The 23,694-nt window shown below is 40.9% G+C and carries 15 protein-coding genes; 9 read left to right on the forward strand and 6 right to left on the reverse strand.

Annotation, left to right across the window (positions count from 1 at the left end):
- Positions 1 to 305 precede the first annotated feature (305 nt).
- Positions 306 to 782, forward strand: a complete 477-nt coding sequence (locus AW17_RS20530) for a DUF3347 domain-containing protein (RefSeq protein ID WP_051692003.1) — start codon at positions 306 to 308, stop codon at positions 780 to 782.
- 15 nt (positions 783 to 797) lie between these two features.
- Positions 798 to 3,089: a multicopper oxidase domain-containing protein gene (locus AW17_RS20535; protein WP_083488790.1), complete on the forward strand. Its 2,292-nt coding sequence runs from the start codon at positions 798 to 800 to the stop codon at positions 3,087 to 3,089.
- A gap of 319 nt (positions 3,090 to 3,408) precedes the next feature.
- On the opposite strand, the gene AW17_RS20540 is transcribed toward AW17_RS20535, so the two are convergent.
- The 3 genes from AW17_RS20540 to AW17_RS20550 all read right to left on the reverse strand — a co-directional run bounded on the left by AW17_RS20540 (position 3,409) and on the right by AW17_RS20550 (position 5,793).
- Entirely contained in the window at positions 3,409 to 4,593 is a 1,185-nt protein-coding gene (locus AW17_RS20540; RefSeq protein ID WP_029279588.1) for an MFS transporter, read from the reverse strand.
- Between the two features lie 333 nt (positions 4,594 to 4,926).
- Entirely contained in the window at positions 4,927 to 5,121 is a 195-nt protein-coding gene (locus tag AW17_RS20545) for a hypothetical protein (protein WP_029279590.1), read from the reverse strand.
- Between the two features lie 87 nt (positions 5,122 to 5,208).
- On the reverse strand, positions 5,209 to 5,793 hold the full coding sequence (locus tag AW17_RS20550; protein WP_029279592.1) for an RNA polymerase sigma factor: 585 nt from the start codon (positions 5,791 to 5,793) through the stop codon (positions 5,209 to 5,211).
- 259 nt (positions 5,794 to 6,052) lie between these two features.
- Here AW17_RS20550 and uvrA point away from each other — a divergent pair, with 259 nt between their 5' ends.
- The 5 genes from uvrA (at position 6,053) to AW17_RS20575 (ending at position 14,571) form a co-directional block, all read left to right on the forward strand.
- Positions 6,053 to 8,866, forward strand: a complete 2,814-nt coding sequence (gene uvrA / locus AW17_RS20555; protein WP_029279594.1) for an excinuclease ABC subunit UvrA — start codon at positions 6,053 to 6,055, stop codon at positions 8,864 to 8,866.
- 8 nt (positions 8,867 to 8,874) lie between these two features.
- Complete coding sequence (locus tag AW17_RS20560; protein ID WP_029279596.1) at positions 8,875 to 9,528, forward strand: LysE family transporter; 654 nt, start codon at positions 8,875 to 8,877, stop codon at positions 9,526 to 9,528.
- Positions 9,529 to 10,405: 877 nt separating this feature from the next.
- Positions 10,406 to 11,248: a metallophosphoesterase family protein gene (locus AW17_RS20565; protein ID WP_029279598.1), complete on the forward strand. Its 843-nt coding sequence runs from the start codon at positions 10,406 to 10,408 to the stop codon at positions 11,246 to 11,248.
- A 16-nt stretch (positions 11,249 to 11,264) separates the two neighbouring features.
- Entirely contained in the window at positions 11,265 to 12,104 is an 840-nt protein-coding gene (locus AW17_RS20570) for a hypothetical protein (RefSeq protein WP_029279600.1), read from the forward strand.
- Between the two features lie 25 nt (positions 12,105 to 12,129).
- Entirely contained in the window at positions 12,130 to 14,571 is a 2,442-nt protein-coding gene (locus AW17_RS20575; RefSeq protein ID WP_051692004.1) for a bifunctional YncE family protein/alkaline phosphatase family protein, read from the forward strand.
- Between the two features lie 176 nt (positions 14,572 to 14,747).
- On the opposite strand, the gene msrA is transcribed toward AW17_RS20575, so the two are convergent.
- The 3 genes from msrA to AW17_RS20590 all read right to left on the reverse strand — a co-directional run bounded on the left by msrA (position 14,748) and on the right by AW17_RS20590 (position 18,173).
- The gene (gene msrA, locus AW17_RS20580) at positions 14,748 to 15,236 is read right to left on the reverse strand and encodes a peptide-methionine (S)-S-oxide reductase MsrA (RefSeq protein ID WP_029279604.1); all 489 of its coding nucleotides are present in this window, start codon (positions 15,234 to 15,236) and stop codon (positions 14,748 to 14,750) included.
- A gap of 810 nt (positions 15,237 to 16,046) precedes the next feature.
- The gene (locus AW17_RS20585) at positions 16,047 to 16,922 is read right to left on the reverse strand and encodes a hypothetical protein (RefSeq protein ID WP_029279606.1); all 876 of its coding nucleotides are present in this window, start codon (positions 16,920 to 16,922) and stop codon (positions 16,047 to 16,049) included.
- 3 nt (positions 16,923 to 16,925) lie between these two features.
- Positions 16,926 to 18,173: a YdcF family protein gene (locus tag AW17_RS20590; protein ID WP_209444305.1), complete on the reverse strand. Its 1,248-nt coding sequence runs from the start codon at positions 18,171 to 18,173 to the stop codon at positions 16,926 to 16,928.
- 314 nt (positions 18,174 to 18,487) lie between these two features.
- Here AW17_RS20590 and AW17_RS20595 point away from each other — a divergent pair, with 314 nt between their 5' ends.
- Together AW17_RS20595 and AW17_RS20600 are read left to right on the forward strand one after the other, a co-directional pair.
- Positions 18,488 to 21,754: a SusC/RagA family TonB-linked outer membrane protein gene (locus AW17_RS20595; RefSeq protein ID WP_051692005.1), complete on the forward strand. Its 3,267-nt coding sequence runs from the start codon at positions 18,488 to 18,490 to the stop codon at positions 21,752 to 21,754.
- 10 nt (positions 21,755 to 21,764) lie between these two features.
- The gene (locus tag AW17_RS20600) at positions 21,765 to 23,294 is read left to right on the forward strand and encodes a RagB/SusD family nutrient uptake outer membrane protein (RefSeq protein WP_029279612.1); all 1,530 of its coding nucleotides are present in this window, start codon (positions 21,765 to 21,767) and stop codon (positions 23,292 to 23,294) included.
- The last annotated feature ends 400 nt before the right edge of the window (positions 23,295 to 23,694 follow it).

Below are 23,694 nucleotides of genomic sequence, written 5' to 3' on the forward strand. Positions count from 1 at the left end.
ATGAAAGATTGCTTCGTCGTTCCTCCTCGCAATGACGACCTTTCTTTGAATCTGTTTAGGGTAACGTAGACGAAGGCCCTTGTTTAAATCGCTCAATCCACGCTAACCGCTTAACGCCAAACCCGTGGCCCGGCCGTAGGGCGATAATTATATAAACATTTTCGGTAAAAGTGTAACATCCAGAAAGGCCGTAGCGCTAGTTTTGTGTAATAAATAAAACCCTGTTCTGGTTGCAAAGCAAATTAAAAAAACAGCTCGCTAACTGATATCAGGAAATAGGTTGATAACATTTAACTTAACACAAAATGAAAAGATTATTTAAATTCTGGACAATCAATGTCCTTGTACTAATTGTAGTTGGCAGTGCCTCCGCACAGGAAAAAGCAGCAGCGGTTAACCCTTTGCAGGCATATTACGAAGTTAAAGATGCCTTAATTAGCAGCAATGCAAGCGTGGCTGGCACCAAGGCTGCTGTATTAATTAATGCGATAAAAGCCAACGAGAAAACAAACGCTTCGAAAGTATTGCGCGATAAAATATTATTCGATGCCGAACACATCGCCGAAAGTAAAGATATCGAACATCAAAGAGATCATTTTACTTCTTTGTCAACCGATTTTTATGCCTTGGTAAAAGCGGTAAAACTCAACGAAAAGCCTGTTTATTATGCTTATTGTCCGATGAAAAAAAGCTATTGGTTAAGTGAAAGCGAGGCGATAAAAAATCCGTATTATGGTAGTAAAATGTTAACTTGTGGTAAGGTTGCCGAGGTGCTTAAATAAAACATACGCTACAAAATGAAGTTTATTTTAGTTTGTTGCCTTAGTATTTTGCTCAGTATTTTTGCTTTCGGCCAACATCAGCACAGTGAGGTAAAAGCAGCTGCCCCAAAAAAAGCTCCCCTCAAAGCTAGTGATGTGGAAACTTTAGGCAACAAAAAGTCGCCAGGGGTTGTGCGTTATGATTTATATGTTGCCGATACAACGGTAACTTTTGGCGGGAAACCTAAAAGAGCCATTGCGGTTAACGGGCAAATACCTATGCCAACACTAACTTTTACCGAGGGCGATACAGCAGAAATACATGTACATAACAGACTTAAGGAGTCAGCTTCGTTGCATTGGCATGGGCTATTTTTGCCAAATCAATATGATGGGGTTTCTTATTTAACCCAAATGCCTATTGAGCCCAATAAAACCCATGTTTACCGTTTTCCAATTATACAGAGCGGTACCCATTGGTACCATAGCCATTCGGGCTTACAGGAGCAGATTGGAATGTACGGTGCCATGATTTTAAACAAAAGAAAAGAGCCTGTTATACCTACAGTGCCTGTTGTTTTAAGTGAGTGGGCAAATATGATGCCCCACGAAGTTGACAGGCGATTACACAATGCCAATGATTGGTTCGCGATAAAAAAAGGTACAACGCAGAGTTATGCCGAAGCCATAAAAGGTGGGCACTTTAAAACCAAGCTCACCAACGAACTGAAACGGATGACTGCCATGGATGTGAGTGATGTGTACTACGAAGCATTTTTAGTAAATGGAAAAAATCAGTACCAGGTACCAAACAAGCTCAAAGCAGGCGATAAGATAAGGTTGCGAATTGCTAACGGCGGGGCATCTACCTATTTTTGGCTCACTTATGCCGGTGGTAAAATAACGGTAGTGGCCAGCGATGGTAACGATGTAACACCCATAGAAGTAGATAGGCTGATTATTGCTGTTTCCGAAACCTATGATGTAATGGTAACCATCCCCGAAAATAAAAGCTTCGAGTTTTTGGTAACCCCAGAAGACCGTACCAAATCTGCTTCCTTATGGCTGGGTAGTGGGCAAAAAGTGCCGGCTCAAAAAATGCCCAAATTGAAATATTTCGAAGGCATGAAAATGATGAACGAAATGATGGATATGAATGGTAATCTGGTGCAGATGGAAGGCATGAAAATGCAGAACCAGGTGATGGATATGAATGCCGTAATGTATGCTGAGCTGGATGATGCGGGAACAGATGCTATTGTTGCTGATGCGCATAAAGCCCATAATCTGGATAGCAGTAAAGGTGCAAAAGGCTCCATGACAACATTAAATTATGATATGTTACGCTCGCCTGAAAAAACGATTTTACCTAAAGCGCCAACCCGCGAAATGGAGTTTCAGTTAACGGGCAACATGAACCGTTATGTTTGGACTTTGGATAATAAAACCATTTCTGAGGAAGATAAGATCCTCATCAAAAAAGGCGAAAACCTGCGGATCATTTTATATAACAACAGTATGATGCGGCACCCTATGCACTTGCATGGGCACGATTTTAGGGTAATTAACGGTCAGGGCGATTACGCTCCTTTAAAAAATGTACTCGATATTATGCCCATGGAGCGCGATACCATTGAGTTTAGCGCTTCAGAAAGTGGCGATTGGTTTTTTCATTGCCACATTTTATACCACATGATGAGTGGAATGGGTAAAATCTTTAGTTATGAAAACTCACCGCTAAATCCCGAAATCCCAAACCCTAAATTGGCGCAGCGAAAACTTTTTGCCGATGACAGGATGTTTCATTTTATGGCCGAAAACGATTTTGCCAGTAACGGAAACGACGGTATGGCCATGTTGGCAAATACGCGCTGGAGCATTGGTGCCGAATGGCGCTTAGGTTACAATAAAATGCACGGCTTTGAAACCGAAACCCATATTGGCCGATATGTAGATAGAATGCAGTGGCTAATGCCTTTTGTGGGCTTCGATTGGCGCTACCGGAAAAAGGAAGCTGGCGAACAGGAAAGCAATATTTTTGGCCAAAAAAGCACTAAGGATAAAAGAAGTATGTTTAGTGTAGGGCTTGCCTACACGCTGCCCATGTTGGTAGTAGCGCAGGCAGAAGTTTACCACGATGGTAATGTCCGTTTGCAGTTAATGCGGGAAGATATACCGATTTCTAAACGCTTAAGGGCAAGCTTTATGGTAAACAGCGATAAAGAATTTATGGGCGGACTTAAATTTATTACCACTAAATACATGGGCATTTCTGCGCACTATGATAGTGATATGGGTTTTGGCGCAGGCTTAACGCTTAATTATTGATCTAATCATTAGCAATCTCCTTCAAAAAGTTAACTGGCAACTGATTTTGAATGATTGAGTTTTGAATGATTGAATGAGTGAGTGATTTGGACTATCACATCCAATCATTCAGGAATTGCGAAGGGTTTTTAATTAACCGCACTGACCTTTCGTTTTAAACCTGATGGGAACGGCAGCCCGAGCTTTTTCTGCGAGGCTACAGTGTACAGCAGGACTGAAATTTTTGCTTGCACTAACTTTCATTTTCTAAAAAAAAGTAGCAATATAGATTACTACGCTCCATCACAAAGTGCTGCTTCGTTCGCAATGACGAATATTTTTAGTGAAAGGAAGTTGCTGGCACTTTAACCTGTTCCGTTACGTCCTGATTACTTTTAATTAACCAGAAAGCAAAAAAAGCACCAACCAAAGCCATAGCTGCACCAACATAGGCTGGCGAAGTATAATCGAATCCATAAACTAGTGGAAGCCCGCCGAAGAATGCACCTAAAGCATTGCCAATATTAAAACTCGCCTGACTTGCAGATGCAGCCAGCATTTCGGAGCCCTTGGCACTCTGGATCATTAACATCTGGATTGGAGCTGCCAGCGCAAAAGATACGGCGCCGGTAACAAAAGTCATAATTAAAGCCAGTGGCTGACTTGCTGATACGAAGTGAACAATGGTTAAAGTAACAACCATGGTGAGCAATAAGGCTGCAGACGCTTTTGCTGGTGAAAATTTATCGGCCAATAAGCCGCCAATATAATTGCCGAACATCATGCCCAAACCTGCCAGCATTAATATATAGGTTACTGCATTTGGCGAAAAGCCTGCAACATCTGTCATTAAGGGAGCGATATAACTGTACCAGGTAAATAGTCCACCCGTTCCGATCGAGATCATAAAAATAATGATCCATGCTTCTCTTTTTTTGAAGAAACTTAATTCTGCTTTTAAATCACGGTTTTTTGTGGCTTCCAGCGCCGGTAGCCATAATTTTAAACTTAGCAAAGTAACAAGGCCAACAAATACGACAACGGCAAAAGAGATCCGCCAGGAAAAATTGTGACCGATAAAGGTGCCCAATGGCACCCCAACAATATTGGCGATGGTTAAGCCCATAAACATAAGCGATACCGCCTGAGCAGCTTTTCCCTTTTCGGCTATTCTGCTGGCCACTACCGATCCTACGCCAAAAAATGCACCATGTGGCAGGCCAGAAAGCAATCGGGCAATAAACAGGGTATCAAAAGTAGGTGCGAATGCAGAGAAGGCATTAAACACAGTGAACATGATCATCAAAGCAATCAATATCATTTTTGGTGGATATTTGCCGGCAATCATGATCAATAAGGGTGCGCCGATTACTACACCTAAAGCATATGCAGAAATTAGATGCCCTGCCTGCGGAATGGTTACTGCTAAATCTTTTGAGATATCGGGTAGCAGACCCATCATCACAAATTCTGTTATTCCGATGCCTAAACCGCCTAAAGTGAGTGGGAACAAGTTCTTGTTCATAGCGTACTTAGTGTTAAATTTACACTATGCAAAGGTAAGGCTTTTTGCTTTAGGGGATTGTAAAAATTAGGCCATTATATGCATATGTATGATGGAAGAGGTAGGATAGGGTTGATGGTCAGATAGTCGATAGTATATGGTCAAATAGTTGATGTCCAAATAGTTTATAATGTATGTAAGTAGTTATAAGATAATAAAGTACCATCAACTATGAACCGGTAGTCGGTTTGCAGTTACCAATGAACGAATAGTGAATGAACTATTGAACTCATAAAATAAAAAAAGCTTGCCCCACCCTGTGGAACAAGCTTTTTTGGCTCATGTAAAGATTTCCTACTTTGCGCTGCTGTAAGCTAAAATCTTGTTGATGGTTTCATCTTGAGGATTTTTAGCCAGTCTATCTAACTTACCTTTTATTTGATCATAAAATAAGTCGATTTCTGCGTCCGATTCAATATCAGTTCTAGGCTGAAACATGTTAGGTGTAGGTAAATTTACATTTGTTTTTGATGTAGAGGTTTTTGTCATAAGCAAAAAATGTGATAAGTTTTATAAACTTAACGATAGTTCAGATGCTTTATTTCAACCCCTAAAAAATTTTATGTAACAATTTTACTACCCTTTGTAGGTCATCTCCTTTGTTTTAAGCATTTTACGCAAATTACTCAATGCATAACGCATACGGCCTAACGCTGTATTGATGCTTACATCGGTTAAATCTGCGATCTCTTTAAAGCTTAAATCAGCGTAATGGCGCATTAGGAGCACTTCTTTCTGTTCATCAGGCAATAAATGGATCATCGCTTTTAAATCTTTATGGGTCTGGTCGCGAAGCATTTTATCTTCTGCGCTCTCATCATAAAAGTGTAGCATATTGAATACATCCATTCCATCGGCACTGGTGATGATTGGTGTTCTCTTTTCTTTTCTGAAATAATCAATAACCAGGTTATGGGCAATACGCATTACCCAAGGCAAAAACTTGCCTTCTTCGTTATATCTTCCCGATCGCAGGGTATTAATTACTTTTATAAAAGCATCCTGAAAAATATCCTCCGCCAGATATTGGTCTTTAACCAATAAGTAGATAGAGGTATAAATTTTACTTTTATGTCTTCTTAAAAGTTCCTGCAATCCATTCTCGTTCCCGGCAATATATACCTTTACCAGGTCCTGATCATTATATGATTGTAAATTCATAGGTTTACCTACACTAAATCCCGTACTATTTGCTAAAAATTAATTTGTAGATGTTTAATTTCTATAGCTGCTCTCCTATGTTTTTTGATGTGTGTTAGTTTGGTTTTGAGGTTGTTAATGTTCAAAGAAAGTTATTTTTTTATCAAAAAGCAAAAAATAAAATGTTAAAAAATAAATTAACCGTCTCAGTACCCTATTTTTGTATGTTCTTAAAACCCTAACAACATTCTGGGGTTATACATTATATTCGTTACTATACATGAGCAAAAAAGAGGCCGAAAAAGATCCGCATAAAAATATTATCATAAAAGGTGCCCGTGTGCATAACCTCAAAAACATCGATGTTGCCATTCCAAAAAACAAACTTGTGGTGGTAACAGGTATGTCTGGTTCGGGGAAATCTTCGCTTGCGTTTGATACTTTATATGCAGAGGGGCAACGCCGATATGTAGAAAGTTTATCTTCTTATGCCCGCCAGTTTATGGGCCGGATGAATAAACCCGATGTTGATTATATTAAAGGTATTGCTCCGGCAATTGCCATCGAACAAAAGGTTATTACTTCCAACCCTCGTTCTACCGTTGGTACCTCGACTGAAATATACGATTACCTGAAACTGCTTTTCTCGCGTATCGGGAAAACCATTTCGCCTGTTTCGGGCAAAGAAGTAAAAAAGGATTCGGTAAGCACGGTGGTTGATTATGTAAATGCCATGCCTGAAGATACAACGGTTACTATTTTTTGTCCTTTGTACCCGCACAATAACCGTACAATTAAGGAAGAACTGGCTATTTTATTACAGAAAGGATTTTTACGCGTTCTGATTAACGATAAAATAGAAAAGATAGAAGCGGTTTTAGATGATGCCGACTTTAAGGATGAAGCCTTAACGGATGATAAAACAGTTCAGATCCTGATCGACCGTATTGTAACCAACCAGGAAGAAGAAACATTAAGCAGATTGGCTGATTCGGCACAGACTGCTTTTTTTGAAGGTAAAGGCGATTGTTATGTAGAAGCCCAGGGCACAACTAAACATTTTAGCGACCGGTTTGAACTGGATGGAATAAAATTTGAAGAACCTACGCCGAACTTTTTCTCTTTCAATAACCCTTATGGTGCGTGTAAACGTTGTGAAGGTTATGGAAATGTAATCGGCATTGATGAAGATCTGGTTATTCCTGATAAGAGCAAAAGTATTTACGATAATGCCATTGCCCCCTGGCGCGGCGAAAAAATGAATGTATGGTTGCAGAATTTTATTAAAGCTGCACCAAAATTCGAATTCCCGATTCACCGGCCCTATAGTGCCTTAACAGAAACAGAACAACGCTTGCTTTGGACAGGAAATAAATATTTTGCAGGCCTTGATGCTTTTTTCAAAGAGCTGGAAGAGCAGACCTACAAAATTCAGTACCGCGTAATGTTATCACGTTACCGGGGCAAAACCACCTGTCCTGATTGTAAAGGTTCGCGTTTGCGTAAGGATGCATCTTATGTAAAGATTGCTGAGAAATCGATTATCGATGTGGTGCTGATGCCATTGGCAAAAGCGCTGGTTTTCTTTAACGAGTTGAAATTAAACACCAACGATACCAAAATTGCCAAACGTTTATTGGCAGAGATTGATAACCGTTTCCTTTATTTAAATAATGTGGGGTTGGGCTACCTTACCCTAAACCGTTTATCGAATACGCTTTCGGGTGGAGAATCGCAAAGGATTAACCTGGCCACTTCATTGGGAAGTAGTTTGGTGGGTTCTATTTACGTTTTGGACGAACCGAGCATCGGTCTGCACCCTCGTGATACCAATAAACTGATCGAAGTATTGATCTCGCTCCGTAATGTAGGCAATACCGTTTTGGTGGTAGAGCATGAAGAAGAAATGATGCGTGCTGCCGATTACATTATTGATATTGGTCCTGAGGCCGGTACCCATGGTGGTAATTTGGTTTTCAGTGGTAATTACGAGGAGATTTTAAAAGATAAAAATAGCTTAACAGGCCGTTACCTATCGGGAGTAGAAAAAATTGCCATTCCGGATAAACGCCGTAAGTGGAAAGATCACGTCCTGATTAAAGGAGCAAGGGAAAACAATCTGCAGAATATTGATGTGAAGTTTCCGCTAGGTGTTTTTACTGCCGTAAGTGGTGTTTCCGGATCGGGTAAAACCAGTTTGGTTAAAAAAATCTTATATCCTGCATTACAAAAGGCAATTGGCAACTACGCTGGTGAGCAAACGGGTGCTTATGATGGCATTTTTGGTAATTACGATCTGGTAAGCGCTGTAGAAATGGTCGATCAGAATCCCATTGGCCGTTCGAGCCGTTCTAATCCGGTTACTTATGTAAAGGCATGGGATGATATCCGTGCCTTGTTTTCGGGTCTGGCATCGGCAAAAGCTGCGGGCTTAAAACCAGCTGCATTCTCTTTCAACGTAGAAGGTGGCCGTTGCGATGTTTGTCAGGGTGAGGGTGAGGTGAAGATCGAGATGCAGTTTATGGCCGATATTTACCTGCCTTGCGAAGCCTGTAACGGAAAACGTTTTAAGCAACAGGTTTTAGATGTGACCTACAAAGAGAAAAACGTATCCGAAATTTTGGATATGACTATTGAAGAGGCTGTAGAATTTTTTAAGGATGAGCAAAAGATCCTCAATAAATTAAATCCATTGGTTGATGTAGGCTTGGGCTATGTACATTTAGGTCAATCTTCTAATACTTTATCGGGAGGTGAGGCGCAGCGTATTAAACTCGCTTCGTTTTTGATTAAAGGGAACAATGCCAATAAAACGCTGTTTATTTTTGATGAGCCAACAACCGGTCTGCATTTTCATGATATTAAAAAACTGCTAAAGGCGCTGAATACCTTGATTGAACAAGGGAACACTATTTTGGTAATTGAACACAATATGGACATGATCAAATGTGCCGATTGGGTAATCGATATCGGCCCGGAAGGGGGCGATGGCGGCGGTCAGGTGGTATTTGAAGGTATACCAGAAGATTTAGTTAAGGTGGAAAAATCGTACACCGGAAAATATTTAGCATCGCATTTAAATTTAAATCCATAATTTCGGCAATGCTTTTTCTAACGTTTTTCATCGGCATCATTCTCAATGCCATGGGCTATATTCCTCCGGGCAACATTAATCTCACCGTTGCACAGCTTGCCATTAACAAGGGCATGCGGCAGGTATGGTACTTTATTCTTTCCTTCTCTTGTGTTGAAGTGTTTTTTACCTTTGGGATGATGCGTTTTGCCCGCTGGGCCATGAGCGATATCAATCCGAACGAGGCGGTAAGCGAAGTGCGTTTAAGCACTTTAGTCGATTGTTTTATGATCGTGATGTTTTTGGTGATGGGTACCATTACCTGGAAAAACCGGAAAAAAGTGCCTAAAACAAGTAATACCAAAGAGGATAAACGTAGCGGAAGTGTTTTATACGGATTGATTTTGGGCGTTTTAAACCCTGTTCAGATTCCATTCTGGTTGTTTTTTGGCAATTATGTCATTTTGCACCAATGGATTGAAACGGATTACCTTTCATTAGTGATCTTTAGTTTGGGTTCTGGTGTTGGCTCTACACTCGCACTTTACTTATATGCGCATTTTGCAACTTATATTCAGGAGAAGTTTGCGTTAAGCAGTTTAATTATCAATAAATCGATAGCGATATTTTTGTTCGCATTGGCAGCTTACCTGGTCATAAAGCAGGCAATCGTCATTTTTTAATAAATATTCCAATCCAAGGCCTGTGTCCCCACGGACTTGTGTTTCGCTCTTCATTGTAAATCATCGTTTTCGTTCTGTGAGGACACAGACCGGGGAATGGGCCTTCAAGTATCGTCATCTCCGTAGTGTTCCAAAGGAACTCCTTTGGAGGAGAGATCTTTTAACATAGTTCAAAGATTTCTCCATTCCACTGTGTTCCAGTCGAAATGACGGCCGATTTGGGATTTGTCATCCTGAATGCAATGAAGGATCTTTCTCCTTTAGTAGCAATAGCAATGAAAAACTGGGCGCAAGGTTTCGGTCGTTTCAATCACTAATTTAAGGTCTGTGTCCCCACAGACTTTTTGTTTTTTGGAAGTTTCCTGAATTGGTAGTTTGTTTTTTTGCCACGGAAACACGGAAAGCACGGAACAGGTGCGCTTGATTTATTATCTTTCTCTAAGGTCTATGTCCTCACAGACCTTCAAGCTGGCTTTTATCAAGTATTCATTATAAAAAGAATATTTGCTTTCGTTCTGTGAGGACACAGACCGGGGAATAAGCTTGTATGGTCATAAAACAGGCGGTTATTATTTTTAGGGTTTACTACATAGGAAGAACTTCTTAAATGATCTATTAAAGGTCCTTCGACAGGCTCAGGATGACATATGCTTTTGTATTCTACAAAAAAATAAATCCTTTTTTAACTGTCAGTCTGAGCTTGTCGAAGACTCATGATACGTAGTTAAATGATCTCAACATAGCAATCGTTGAATCTTTCTGTTATAAAATTGATACACAGATATGCTTTGGTTAACCTAATCATAACATTAAATTTATGTTTAAGAAGCCTAACCAAGCTAATATTGGGCTTTGATACAAAACATATCCCATCCTTATGTCTAACAGACGATTTTTTTTGAAAAATAGTTTGGCTGCCGCTGTAGTGGCCAGTATTTCGCCGGTTCTGTCTTCATTTGCAGAAGAACACACGGCACCTGCCAGACCGGGCAAAGCACCAAAATTACGTTTTGCCATCGCGTCCGATGGACATTATGGCCAGCCTGGAACGGAGTACAAACTGCACCACGAGAATATTGTGAAGTGGTTAAATGAATCACATGATAAAAATCCACTCAATTTTGTGATCATTAATGGGGATCTCGTACACGATCGCCCGGAACTCTTATCAGAAGTAAAAAAGGAATATTACGATAAACTCAAAGTTCCCTTTTATGCGATCCCGGGCAACCATGACCATGCCGATGCAAAGATCTGGAAATCGGTTTTTGGCTATGAGGATAACTTTTCTTTCGAAAAAAATGGAGTAGGTTTTGTTTTGGCCAATACTTCTGATACCAAAGGCACTTATTTATGCCCTAACAACGATTTTTTAAAGCAGGAACTCGATAAGTTTAAAAACCTGAAAACTGTTTTTGTGGTGTTGCATATTCCCCCTCATTTCTGGGTGCCCGAAAGCCCTTTTATAGAATGTCCGGATACGATTAAACTGCTGCACAGTTATACGAATGTAAAAGCGGTATTCCATGGGCATGACCATAGTCTAGATGCTGTTTTTTATACCGATAAGCTACCACACTTTTTCGACGCACACATCGGTGGAAACTGGGGTACGGCCTATAAAGGTTACCGGATTGTAGAGGTTGATGAAAATGATAAGATCCAGACTTATCAGGTAAATGCAAGTCAATCGCCATTATTAAATGAAACCAAATTTTAATTGATAGATCATCGCAATGAAAAAGACAATTTTGATGCTCATTTTTGCTGGTACCGTTTTAAGCTGTGCCGCACAGAAAATAAATGAAGCCAAGCTTGAAATCAAAACAGGAACTGATGCCGCTCAGCCCTTTCTGTTTTCGCTGAATACCTTAACCGCAGAAAATCCTCGTTGGAATATCCATTATTCAGGAAGTTATGGCGAAAGAACCAATGGACAGTTCGGTTATGATGGCTTAGGGCAACAATTTGGTGTTAAAGGATACTTAGGTAGCAGGTTAACCTTGTATGCCACTGCAGCAATCGGTTTTGCCAATTCAGGAGGTATAACCTCTGCGCAACAGGCTGAAGTGATCAGGGATTTACTGGGCGGTAAAGGCATAACTGGCTTTAGGTTAGGTGCTGGTTTAGGCTTAAGCAGAGATTGGTCGAACATAGGTTCGGCGATTAGCCGGATTACCGCTTCCTTTGATCAGACAAACTGGAGAATGGCGGGTAACCTTCGTTTCGAAAAAGCTTTTGATAAAACAAGGGATAAGCTCGATTTTATAAGCAGTTTTGGCTATCAGCATCGTGTTTCTAATGTTTTATACCTTGGCTTCGAAGCCTTAGGTCAAGATTTAGAAGGCTTTTGGGAAAAAGACGAGGCAGAAGGTGGTGCAAAGGTAATGATCGGGCCATCAATCAATCTGGAACCAAACCATTCGAAACTTTCGTTCTCTCTTTCTGGTGGGCCCGTTTTTTATGCAACCCGTAGTCAGGCAATCCCATCAGAGGCTATCCGCGAAATCGGTTCCGTAGCATCTGGTAATGGTTATACCATCAGGGCCCTGGTTAATTTTAATCTTCATCGCTAAGGTGTTGCTAAATCAATTTAAGAAAATGAAAAAATCATATATATTTATATTATTCAGTTTCCTGTTCATCCAAAAAGGATTTGCACAATGGCCTGGCAAAAACGAAAGTACCCAGCAGATTTTATTGCCTAATGGGTGGAAACTGAGTCCGGCAGGACATTCGCTGCAATTGGGCGATTTGCCTTTAAATATGCAGCTCAGCGCCTCGGGTAAATATCTTGCCATTACCAACAACGGACAAAGTACCCAGTCGCTGCAATTGCTTGATGCTAAAACAGAAAAGATTATCGATGAAAAAGTGCTGAGCAAATCGTGGTATGGAATTGCTTTAAGTAAAGACGAAAAACACTTGTATGCTTCAGGTGGTAACGACAACTGGATTTTAGATTTTAATATCCAGAATGGTAAACTTGCCAAAAGTGATACGATTAAACTCGGCCCCATCTGGCCAAAAGGAAAGATCAGTCCGGCGGGGATTGTGGTAAACAAAAACAATAGTAAATTATATACCGTAACCAAAGAGGATAGCAGTTTATACATCATCAATCCAACAGAAAAGCAGATCCTGAAAAAAATCCCGCTTCCTGCGATTGCCTACAGTTGTGTTTTATCTGCAGATGAAAGTAAATTATACGTTTCACTCTGGGGTGGAAAATCTGTTGCAGTTATCGATTTAGTTTCAGAAAGCATCTTACAGTGCATTACTGTTGACGATCACCCAAATGAACTATTGCTTAATAAAAAAGGAAATATTTTATTCGTAGCCAATGCGAACGATAATACTGTTTCGGTAATCAATACTTCGAATAATAAGGTAATCGAAACCATTGCCACTACCCTTTATGCCACGCAGTTAACGGGTTCTACCACCAATGGTTTAGCTTTAAGTACCAACGAGAAGACTTTGTATATCGCCAATGCAGATAACAACTGTTTGGCAGTTTTTGATGTGAGCAAACCTGGATTAAGTTTAAGTCAGGGTTTTATCCCGGTAGGCTGGTACCCCACAAGTGTTAAGGTTTTGGGATCGAAAATTTTGGTTACCAATGGTAAGGGCAATACACCTATGGCTAACCCTCAGGGACCACAACCGATTTCTAAAGTCGACAATAGCGGTTACCACATGGGCAGTACGGCCAATAGCCGGCTGCAGTATATTGCCGGTTTGTTTAAAGGAACCTTATCTTTTATTGATGCACCAAAACCTGAGCAGTTAAAAGCATATACCAAACAGGTTTATGCCAATACGCCCTTTACTGATAAGCGGACTATTATGGCCGATGGTGAAGCCGGAAATCCTATTCCGCGTAAACAGGGCGAAAAATCGCCAATTAAGCATGTTTTTTATATCATTAAAGAAAATAGAACCTACGATCAGGTGCTTGGCGATCTGCCAAAAGGAAACGGCGATTCTACATTAACACTTTTCGGCAGAAAAATTACACCTAACCAGCATGCCTTTGCCGAAAACTATGTACTGCTTGATAATTTTTATGTTGATGCAGAGGTAAGTGCCGATGGACACAACTGGAGCATGGCTGCTTACGCCACAGATGTAGTTGAGAAAACCTGGCCTACCAGTTATGGTGCGCGCGGCGGAAGTACCACCTTCGAAGGCGGCAGGCCGGTTACTTACCCAAAAGGTGGTTTTATCTGGGATTACTGCCAAAGGGCAGGGGTAAGCTACCGCAGTTATGGTGAGTTTGGCGATTATGGGAAAGCGAATATTAAATCGCTACAGGGCCATATGTGCGCTGCTTCACCGGGTTTTGATATGGATATTAAAGATCAGGTGCGGGTAGATGCCTGGCAGCATGATTTCGATTCGTTACTGGTTGCAGGTGTTGTACCACAGTTTAATACTTTAAGAATATCTAACGACCACACCAGCGGACAAAAGAAAGGTAAATACTCTCCACAAGCAGCAGTTGCTGATAACGATTTAGCTGTGGGCCGTATTTTAGAGCATCTATCGCATAGCTCAATCTGGAAAGAATCAGTTGTTTTTATTTTGGAAGATGATGCACAGAATGGCCCCGATCATGTTGATGCACACCGTTCGCCAGCATATGTGGTTGGCCCTTATGTTAAGCGGAATACGCCTGTTCATACGATGTATTCTACTTCCGGATTTTTAAGAACAATGGAACTTATTTTAGGTTTGCCGCCAATGAGCCAGTACGATGCTGCAGCCATGCCACTGTATGAATGTTTTACGGCTACGCCCGATTTTACACCTTATAATGTGATTCAGCCGCTTATTGACTTAGATACGCGGAATGTAGCGGTGAATGAGAGCAGTAGACGCTCTGAACTGTTCAATTTTGCCAAAGAAGATTCGGCACCAGATTTAGATCTGAATGAAGTGGTATGGAAATCGGTTAAAGGAGAGCAATCGGTAATGCCTGCGCCAAAACGGAGTGCTTTTGTGATTTTGGAGAAGAAGAAAAAAGACGATGATGATTAGTGATCAGTGATGATCTCATTTTAAACAAAAAGGCAATTTCGATTAGAAATTGCCTTTTTATATAATTTGCTTCCATGGTCTGTGTCCTCACAGACCATTTGTTTTTATACGTACATTAAGGATTTCTCCTCCACAGGAGCTCTTTTGGAGCACTGCGATCGAAATGACCATATTATTTATAATTTCCAATCTGGTCTTTCGAAGTGGCAGGTATAACCGTAAGGGTTTTTCTGTAAATAATCCTGGTGTTCTTCTTCAGCATTCCAGAAATCGGTTTCCGGTACTACCTCGGTTACAATTTTGCCAGGCCATTTGCCAGACGCATCTAACTCGGTAATTAATGCATTTGCGGTATTTTTCTGTTCTTCACTATTGAAAAAAATAGCTGAGCGGTACGATGTACCTACATCATTTCCCTGCCTGTTGCGTGTGCTCGGATCGTGGATCTGGAAGAAATATTCTAATAATTTACGGTAGGTTAAAACAGTTGGATCAAAGGTAACTTCAATGGCTTCGGCATGTGTGCCATGGTTCTGGTAAGTGGCATTGGGAACATCACCACCAGTGTATCCAACAACTGTTGAGGTAATGCCTGGGTAATGACGGAGCAGTTCTTCTACTCCCCAAAAGCAGCCGCCTGCAAGAATGGCTTTTTCAGTATTCATATATTTTCCTTTTTTTGATTAATAAAGATATGGCGAAGATGTGTAAAAGGAAAGTAAAGAAGGGGAGCTGTTAGTATCTTTGCCAGCAGGTAACATACTAAACTTATATGATCTTATATTCCTCACATGGTTAAACGCATCCAGGGGTCGTCGACTACGCTCAGACTGACAAATTTTGGCAACTGCAAGCTCTAATGTTTTGGAGCGCAAGGCTTCTGCAATACACTAAATTTCTTCCCGTCTTCCGCTTTTACGCTTCGCTTCCTCGTTGCTGCAGGGTAACGCTCAATGTCATTAAGTTAAGGAGAAAACAAAAAACATTGTCATCCTGTCCAAAGGACTCCTACGGAGAGCCTGTCGAAGGACAAATGTTTTTTCGTTTTCGACTATAGAAAGGTCTTCGACAAGCTCAGACTGACAACGGCATAGTACTTAACTTAATGACATTGGGGTAACGCTTCAACCGGGGCTAAATGGCTAACTCAGTTTTTCATTTTTGAGGTTGCACAACCCGTAGCTTATAAACCCGACAGTAGCGGCAGCTCCCGATTTAAGCACTGTTTTTTTATTTTTTTATGGTGTGCTTGCTTGTTTCACAGGTTCCATCGGGACTATAGCGAATGGCGGGGCTGCAAACCGCCAAGAACCACAAGCCATTCGTTTCCTAATACAAACAATTCCGTTTCGGTCGGTGAGACACCAACCGATAGGATAAGCCCTCCATTTCCTAATTTTGAATATATAATGTTGGTCGGTGAGACACCAACCGATAGACGACATGTTATTTATTGTTGAGCTTAGCACCAGACGCTACCCGCTAAACGCAAAATCCATAAAACTTACATTGTTTTTTTTTGAAGAACTTACGGCGATACCTTGATCGGCCTTATCGGTAAAGGTAAAACCTTCCAGTTCATCCGGTTTATCGGTGTCTATAACTTTAATAACAGATTCCTGCCCGCTGGCAAGCGATTTTTCCAGATCAAGAAAGGTCAGTCTCCATTTACGTCCTTCAATCTGGTTCTGGATTAAAACGAGTATACCTTTAGCCGCAATGTAATGTAAGTTCTGTACCCATGGCGAGCAGGTGAATTTTTTAAAGAGGATTCCCTTTTCACTTGTTTTGCTGGCTTTTGATAAAGCTATTGGGTTATACAATCGTACTTCATTGGCTTTATTACCATAATCGGCTGTTGCTACAAACCATTTGCCTTTGTAATTTACATACTCGGGCCGTGTACCCTGGATACAGGCATCATCTTCAATAGATTTTACCAAATTTCCGTCCAATGTTTTCGTCTTTAAAAAGCCTTCCCAGTTGATGCAGTTAATTACCGCTTTCCAAACGGTGCCTGCTGCATTTTGCTTTACCGAATTGCCCACAAAAGTTGGTAAGCCTTTGTGATAGGCAATCCCAGTGGGATGTTTGATTATATTTTCGCCTTTAACGGTGAACTTGTATTCCTTATGCTGATAAATCAACGAGTCTTTCTGGAGCTGATATTCGCGCATTACACCCACTTCTCTATCGCCGTACAGGAAATACTTTCCATTCTGGTAAGAAATACCCTGACAGGCACCCAACGAATCAATTGTAATCGTTTTTGTAATCTTTCCATCGGTTTTATTGTATCTGGCTACAAAAAACATCACGATCAATACTAAAATAGGATTTAATGTTTTCATAAACTAAGGATCTAAAGGTTCATCAAAATCAATTTGTAGGGATGTGGTATTTAAGTAGAATTCCGATTCGGTATCACTCAAACGTTTTCCGTTTTTATAAGGATAGTAGCCGAGTTCTTTTTTGCAACGCTCGGGGAGTAGATTGGTAATGTTATAGCTCTGCGATTTTACGGTACAGGCTAAACCGGGTTTATCTAAAGGCATGCCGTACCTAAACATCAGCCTTGCACAGTTGCGCAGGTTGGTGGTCGTATGGCGGGCATGCGGTTCCATAATAATGGCACTTTCGGATATCTGAAGCACTTCTATCAGGAATTTCTTCATTTCATAGGCTTCGCTGAATTTGGTTTTGTAGGGATGTACACGTCCACCCGAAACCACGATAAATGGCGCCATGCCTTTCTGATATTGCAAAGCCGCTAACCTGCAACGGATCATTCCTCCAGCACTTAGCGCAACGTCTTTTTCTTCCGGACCAGCACCAGGAACCAGGATTACGCTGTAAGGATATTTTTTCCAATCTGTTTTTTTGATCTGGTTAATGGCGGCAAGGTTTATGCCTTTGGCCATCGGCTCGTAATCGGCGGCCTCCCTGCGTTCGTTCAGTTCTAAAGCCTCCAATGCAAATAACATGGCAGGTTCGAAAAAGAGCTTAGTATTGCCCTGCAAGGCTAACAATGCACTGGCCGATGTGAGCTCTGCAAACGCTTTATCTGTTAAACTAAAACTGATCGAATCTATTTTCGGGTAATTTGGCTTGTTACCTTCTACGTAAACCCCAATTGCATAATTTACGGCATGGGCATCTTGTTCCCATGCTTTAATTAAAAGGGTTTTGTGTTGTTCTTTGGCAAACATGGCATAACAACCTGAGGGGATAAGATGATTTTTTACCAAATTTCCCAATGCATTGTTTTCTGTATAAAGCAGTGCTAAACGGTTTCCAATATGGGCTATTTCCTCATTGTTGAATTTTAAGGCTTTTGCGTAACAGCTAATATCTGTTTTGCAGGTTTTTACCGCTTCATTTACTTGCGCCGTTTTTGATTTATAGAGGTTGCTGAACGCCGTATCTGTGTTAAGCATTTTGCGCAGTTCGGGCAATTGCTGAAAAAGTGTAAGCAGGTAATAATTTTTGTATTGTACTTCGTTCCTGGTCTTAATTAACTGATAAGACTGGCTGGTTAAATCTTGTGCAGATAAGCCTTGCCAAAAAAGGCAGAACACAAAGAAGGTATAAAGGGGTTTCATCAAAGTTTTGGAAGCAAATTTAAAGATTGGCCATTAAAGAAACATTAACAGGATGTTATGCTTGATGGTTGTTAAAACGATTTATCATATATGTAATGTGTTAATATTAATTTAAAGTGCAAGTCCAAATTGGTGTATAAAGTTAACATAATAGATACATAGTGTTAAAAGTACACTCCTACTTTTGCCGCTGTAGAACGCTCAAAAATTACTTGTTAACCTTAAAGGATAAGCCTATGTAAATGTGAAAATCTACGCTTCTACTTAAAACAAAACCCCAATTATATTTCAAAACCATTACTAAGAACAAAAAGATGACATCATTTTTTTTAACCGCAAGTATAAAAAGTGCTTGCCGGAAATTGCTTTTGCCTTTAGGCCTATTAGCCATCTGTAATTCCAGTGCAACAGCGATTAATCATGAAGTAACTGCGTCGGGCTTGCAACATAAAGCATTTGCCACGGTAAGCGGAACAGTTACCGATCAAAATAACCAACCCTTACCAGGTGTAAGTGTTTTCGAAAAGAAGACGAAAAAAACAACCGTTACCGATCCCAATGGTAAATACTCCATTAATGTAGAAGAAGGTGCAATTTTGGTGTTTTCTTATATCGGTTACGATAATCAGGAAGTTACGGTTAACGGCCGCTCCAATATTAATGTCACTTTAAAAGAAAGCAGCAACACCCTAAATGAGGTCGTGGCTATTGGTTACCAGAAAATCAGAAAATCGGATTTAACAGGTGCCATCAGCAGTGTTAAAGCCAGCGAAATGAATTTAACTTCTCCTAGTGTTGGCCAGGCATTGGTTGGTAAGGTTGCCGGTGTGCAGGTATCTCAAACCAGCGGTGCGCCATATTCGGGTACCAAAATCAGGGTGAGGGGTGTCGGTTCGATTAACGCCAGTTCTGATCCCTTATATGTAATTGATGGTTATCCGGCAGGAAACAACGTATCCATCAATCCGGAGGATATCGAAACCATCGACATTTTGAAGGATGCGGCTTCTGCTGCCATTTATGGTTCTAGAGCATCGGGTGGGGTCGTGTTAATCACCACCAAAAGAGGTACGGATGGAAAAGGGAAGTTTGAATACGATGTTCAGGGCGGTATTTCTCAATTGGCCAAAAAAGTAAAATTATTGGATGCCAACCAGTTTATACAGCTTTTAATCGACGGACGTAACAATGCCTATAAAGATTTGTGGGTAAACTCGGGCAAAACCTGGAACGATGCGATGTTCAGTGATAATAATACTACCCGTATTGTCAATGTGGGCAATGGAAGTAGTGTAAGCATTCCGGCCGATCTTTATAATTTCAGCACACAACAGGCTATCCCTGCGGCTTATAATACCGACTGGCAGGATGAACTCTATCGCAATGCAGCTTTCCAACGCCATAACCTTTCATTTTCTGGCGGTACCAAAGACGTAAAATACTTTTTAAGCGGTGGCTACCAGAACAACGATGGTATTGTAACCAACACCAACCAAAAAGTAACCAACTTCAGGGGGAATATTGATGGTAAGGTGAGCGAACGCTTACGTGTTGGCGCAAACATTGCTTACACAAAAAACGATAACCGAGAGGTACAGGAAGGGCGTTATAACTTAAGCCCGATGATGTCGGCATTAATTTATTTGCCTTATCTGCCAGCAAGAGATGCCAATGGAAACCCGATCCAGTTTGGCATGGGGGCTTTAGCTTCTCAGTATGGGATACAGAATCCTGAGAATCCTTTAGCTACAGTTGAACAGGTAAAAATTACCAGAAAAGGGGCTAGAAGTACCTATAATGCTAACGCCACTTATAACATATTGGATGGACTGGATTTTAAAGCCAATTTGGGTACACAGACTTACAATGAAAAATATGATTTTTATCTGCCAACCAGCTTAAGTAATGGTAACAACCCACCTTATTCTACAGCTGCAATAACGGCGGCGAATGCAATTGCGCAAACCCTTAGCCAGGTTGATCAGCTTGGCGAATTTACCCTAAACTACAATAAAACCTTTGGCAAACATAAAATTGATGTGCTTGGAGGATATTCTGCGCAAAAAACAACCAGCGATTTACTGCGCGTTTCTGCCAAAGGTTTTCAGAATGATAATATTGGTGAAATTACCGATAAAGGTGCCGATGCCAGTTTCTTTACTTTGGATAATGCGGCAAAATCTACAAATACATTACTATCTTATTTTGGCCGTTTCAGTTATAATTATGCGGGAAAATATTTTCTGACAGGTTCATTCCGCCGTGATGGATCATCAAGGTTTGGTCCGTTGAATAAATATGGTAATTTCCCTTCGGTAGCCGCAGGATGGAATCTATCAGAAGAAGATTTCTACAACAGTTTTCTTGGCGAACAATCAACCGTTAAGTTAAGGGCAAGCTGGGGTTTAAGTGGAAACAATAATATTCCGAATTACAGGACACAGCAGGAAATGAGTGCGCCAAATGGTGCTGTATTCGGTAGTGCCATATCTACTGCTATCTGGCCAAATGCGATCCAGGATCCGAAATTAGGCTGGGAATCTACATCTCAATACAACTTTGGTACCGATATCAGCTTGTTCCGCAACCGTGTATCCATTATCGCCAATTATTACCTGAGTTATTCTTACAACCTGTTGTTCAATCAGCCGGTTTCCGGAATTTCAGGTACCTCATCTATACTGACCAATCTGGCTGATAGCAAAATCCGAAATAAGGGTTTTGACATTCAGGTAGATGGCAGGATTATTCAGAAAGAAGACTTCAATCTTGGTTTTAGCGGTAATATTGCCGTTAACCGCAACAAAGTATTAAATATGGGTGGTGCGAGTACCATTTTAACCAATGGTGCAGAACGTTCGTATTTAACACACATTACACAAGAAGGTCAGCCTGTAGGGATGTTCTACGGATTTAAGGCTTTGGGTAGAATTACTGCCGATAATTTAGGTAAGGTTGCCCCATCGGCATCTGCTACGAACCCGGCTAAAATCGGTGATTTATATTTTCAAGATACGGATGGTAACGGCATTGTAAATGACGCGGATAAAACGGTAATCGGTACCCCGTACCCTAAATTCACCTATGGTTTTGCTTTAAACACCTCTTACAAAACGTTCGATTTAAGGGCATCTTTCAATGGATCGTACGGAAACCAGGTGTTGGATGGTCAGGATTATTACCTGTATAACTTTGAAGGTTCGGGAAATCAGTATGTCGAAGTAGCCGACCGTTACAGAAACGAGTCAAATCCCGGTAGCGGCTTAAACTACCGCGCATCGCGTGCAGGTACGCAAAGTAACAGTACCCGTTTATCGTCTTTCTACATTCAGGATGGTTCTTATTTCAGGTGTACCAACATCACCATGGGTTATACTTTCCCAAAATCGCTTGCCAGTACGCTTAAAGTAAATAATATCCGCGTTTATGCCAGTGTAGATAACGCATTTACCGTTACTAAATACAAAGGTTATAACCCTGAAGTGGATTATAGCGGAGGTGCCAATTTAACTCCTGGTGTGGATTATGGTAACTATCCGCTAGCCAGAACCTATAATCTTGGCATTAAATTAACTTTTTAAAATTCAGAACATGAGAAAAAATATTTATATCGTTTTAGCCCTGGTTGTTGTGGTTGGCCTTGGTGCTTGTAAAAAGGATTTTCTGGATCAAAAGAATCCAAATGCAGTAGCGCCTGAAAATTATTTTAAAACAGAAAATGATGTTTTACTGGCCGTAAATGGTGCTTATCAATCGTTGAGAAGCAGCAACACTATGGGTGAGAACAGTGGTTTATTTACCGATGAACGCTCTGACGATGCGGGAAGAAATGATAACCAGAGTAATGCGGGTGAACCTTTTCAGTTTAACGATTTTTCCCTGCTGCCAAGTAATTCCTATCTGAAAGCCCATTGGTTAGCCCTTTACAATGCGATAACCAGAACCAATTTTATTTTATCCAACATTGATAAAGCGAATTTTACCACTCAGGCTAATAAGGCAAATTACGCTGCAGAAGCTAAATTCATAAGGGCAATTATGTATTTCGAGCTGGTACGGAAGTGGGGTGCGGTACCGTTGGTAACGAAACAATTATCAACTAATGAAGAGGTGACGCCCTTTGTTTTTCGCGCACCTGAAGCGGATGTTTACAATCAAATTGTAGCCGATTTAAAAGACGGTTTAAACAGTACGCTGCCGAATTTTCAGAACTCGGCAAACATCGGGAGGACTTCGAAAGCTGCAATTAATGCTTATTTGGGCAAGGTTTACTTAACGATGGCGGCAACGTTACCGGCAAATAAAGCCGAAAACCTAACTAATGCCAATACTTATCTATTGGCAGCTTACAACATGAAAACTTTTGGAAATTTATCTGAAATCCCTTATGTTGATGTTTTTGATGTAGCGAAGAAAATGAGTTGTAAAGAGTTGATTTTCCAGATATCCTATAAACAAGGTGATGTGAATTACAGTTCGAGTATTGCTGCAAACAACCAGGCAAAAGGCGAATTGATTAATTCTTTAAAAGTATCAACCGGTATTGGTGGTAATGTGAAGCTAGACCTGATCAATGAGTATGAACCAAGCGATCTAAGGAAAGATTTCTCGGTAAAATACGCTAACGATGCCACGGTAAAGGATTGGTTTATTACCAAATTCCGCGATGCGAGTGAATTGGCCACTAAAAACGGTTATGGAGGCAACGACTGGATTTTGATGCGCTATGCCGATGTAATTTTAATGCTTGCCGAGGTAAACATGTTGCAGGGCAACGATGTGGCGGCCATTCAATATTTAGATATGGTTAGGGCAAGAGCCGGAATGCCATTATACGTTGTAGCCAAAACGGACGCCACTTATGCGGCTAAATTCCCGACTTTAAAATTGGCTATTTTGCACGAGCGTAGGGTAGAGTTTGCTTTCGAACACCAAAGATGGTTTGATTTGATCAGGAATTTTACTGCTGCGGAGTTGGTTACTTATTTAAAGGCTAAACCACAGTCATCATATGGAATTGCTAAGTTGGCTAACGTAACCTTAAAAGACAGGTATTTTCCTATTCCTTTTGATGAGGTGAAATTAGATCCTGTTAAAATGTACCAGAATCCGGGTTATTAAACGGATTGGTAATATATAAGCAAAGCGGGCTGATCATTGATCGGACCGCTTTTTTAGGTGCGCCGGGCATGGCAATCGACTATAGGGTTAAAGTCCCGAACACGCCTTGCAGTAGGAAGTGTTAGCTTAAGACAAGGGTGTCGTGGGTGACTGCGAATCTAAAGGAAGTCGGCGGCAAATATGGGGGCTTACGAACAGAAACTGTATATGAGGCGGATTCAGTCCGGGTGATGTTGCCTAACAAACAGAAGCCCGATACTGCACGGGGACTATTACGTAAATACAGAGGCCACATCCATAGGAAGTAGATTGTCTTACCCCGGGAGATCTGAATGAGTTCTGTCAAGTGTAAGCGCGATTACAGGAGAGGAAACATTTAGCGGGGACGTTCAATGGCTCA

It is taken from the genome of Pedobacter borealis DSM 19626 (assembly GCF_000708285.2).
GTDB lineage: Bacteria > Bacteroidota > Bacteroidia > Sphingobacteriales > Sphingobacteriaceae > Pedobacter > Pedobacter borealis.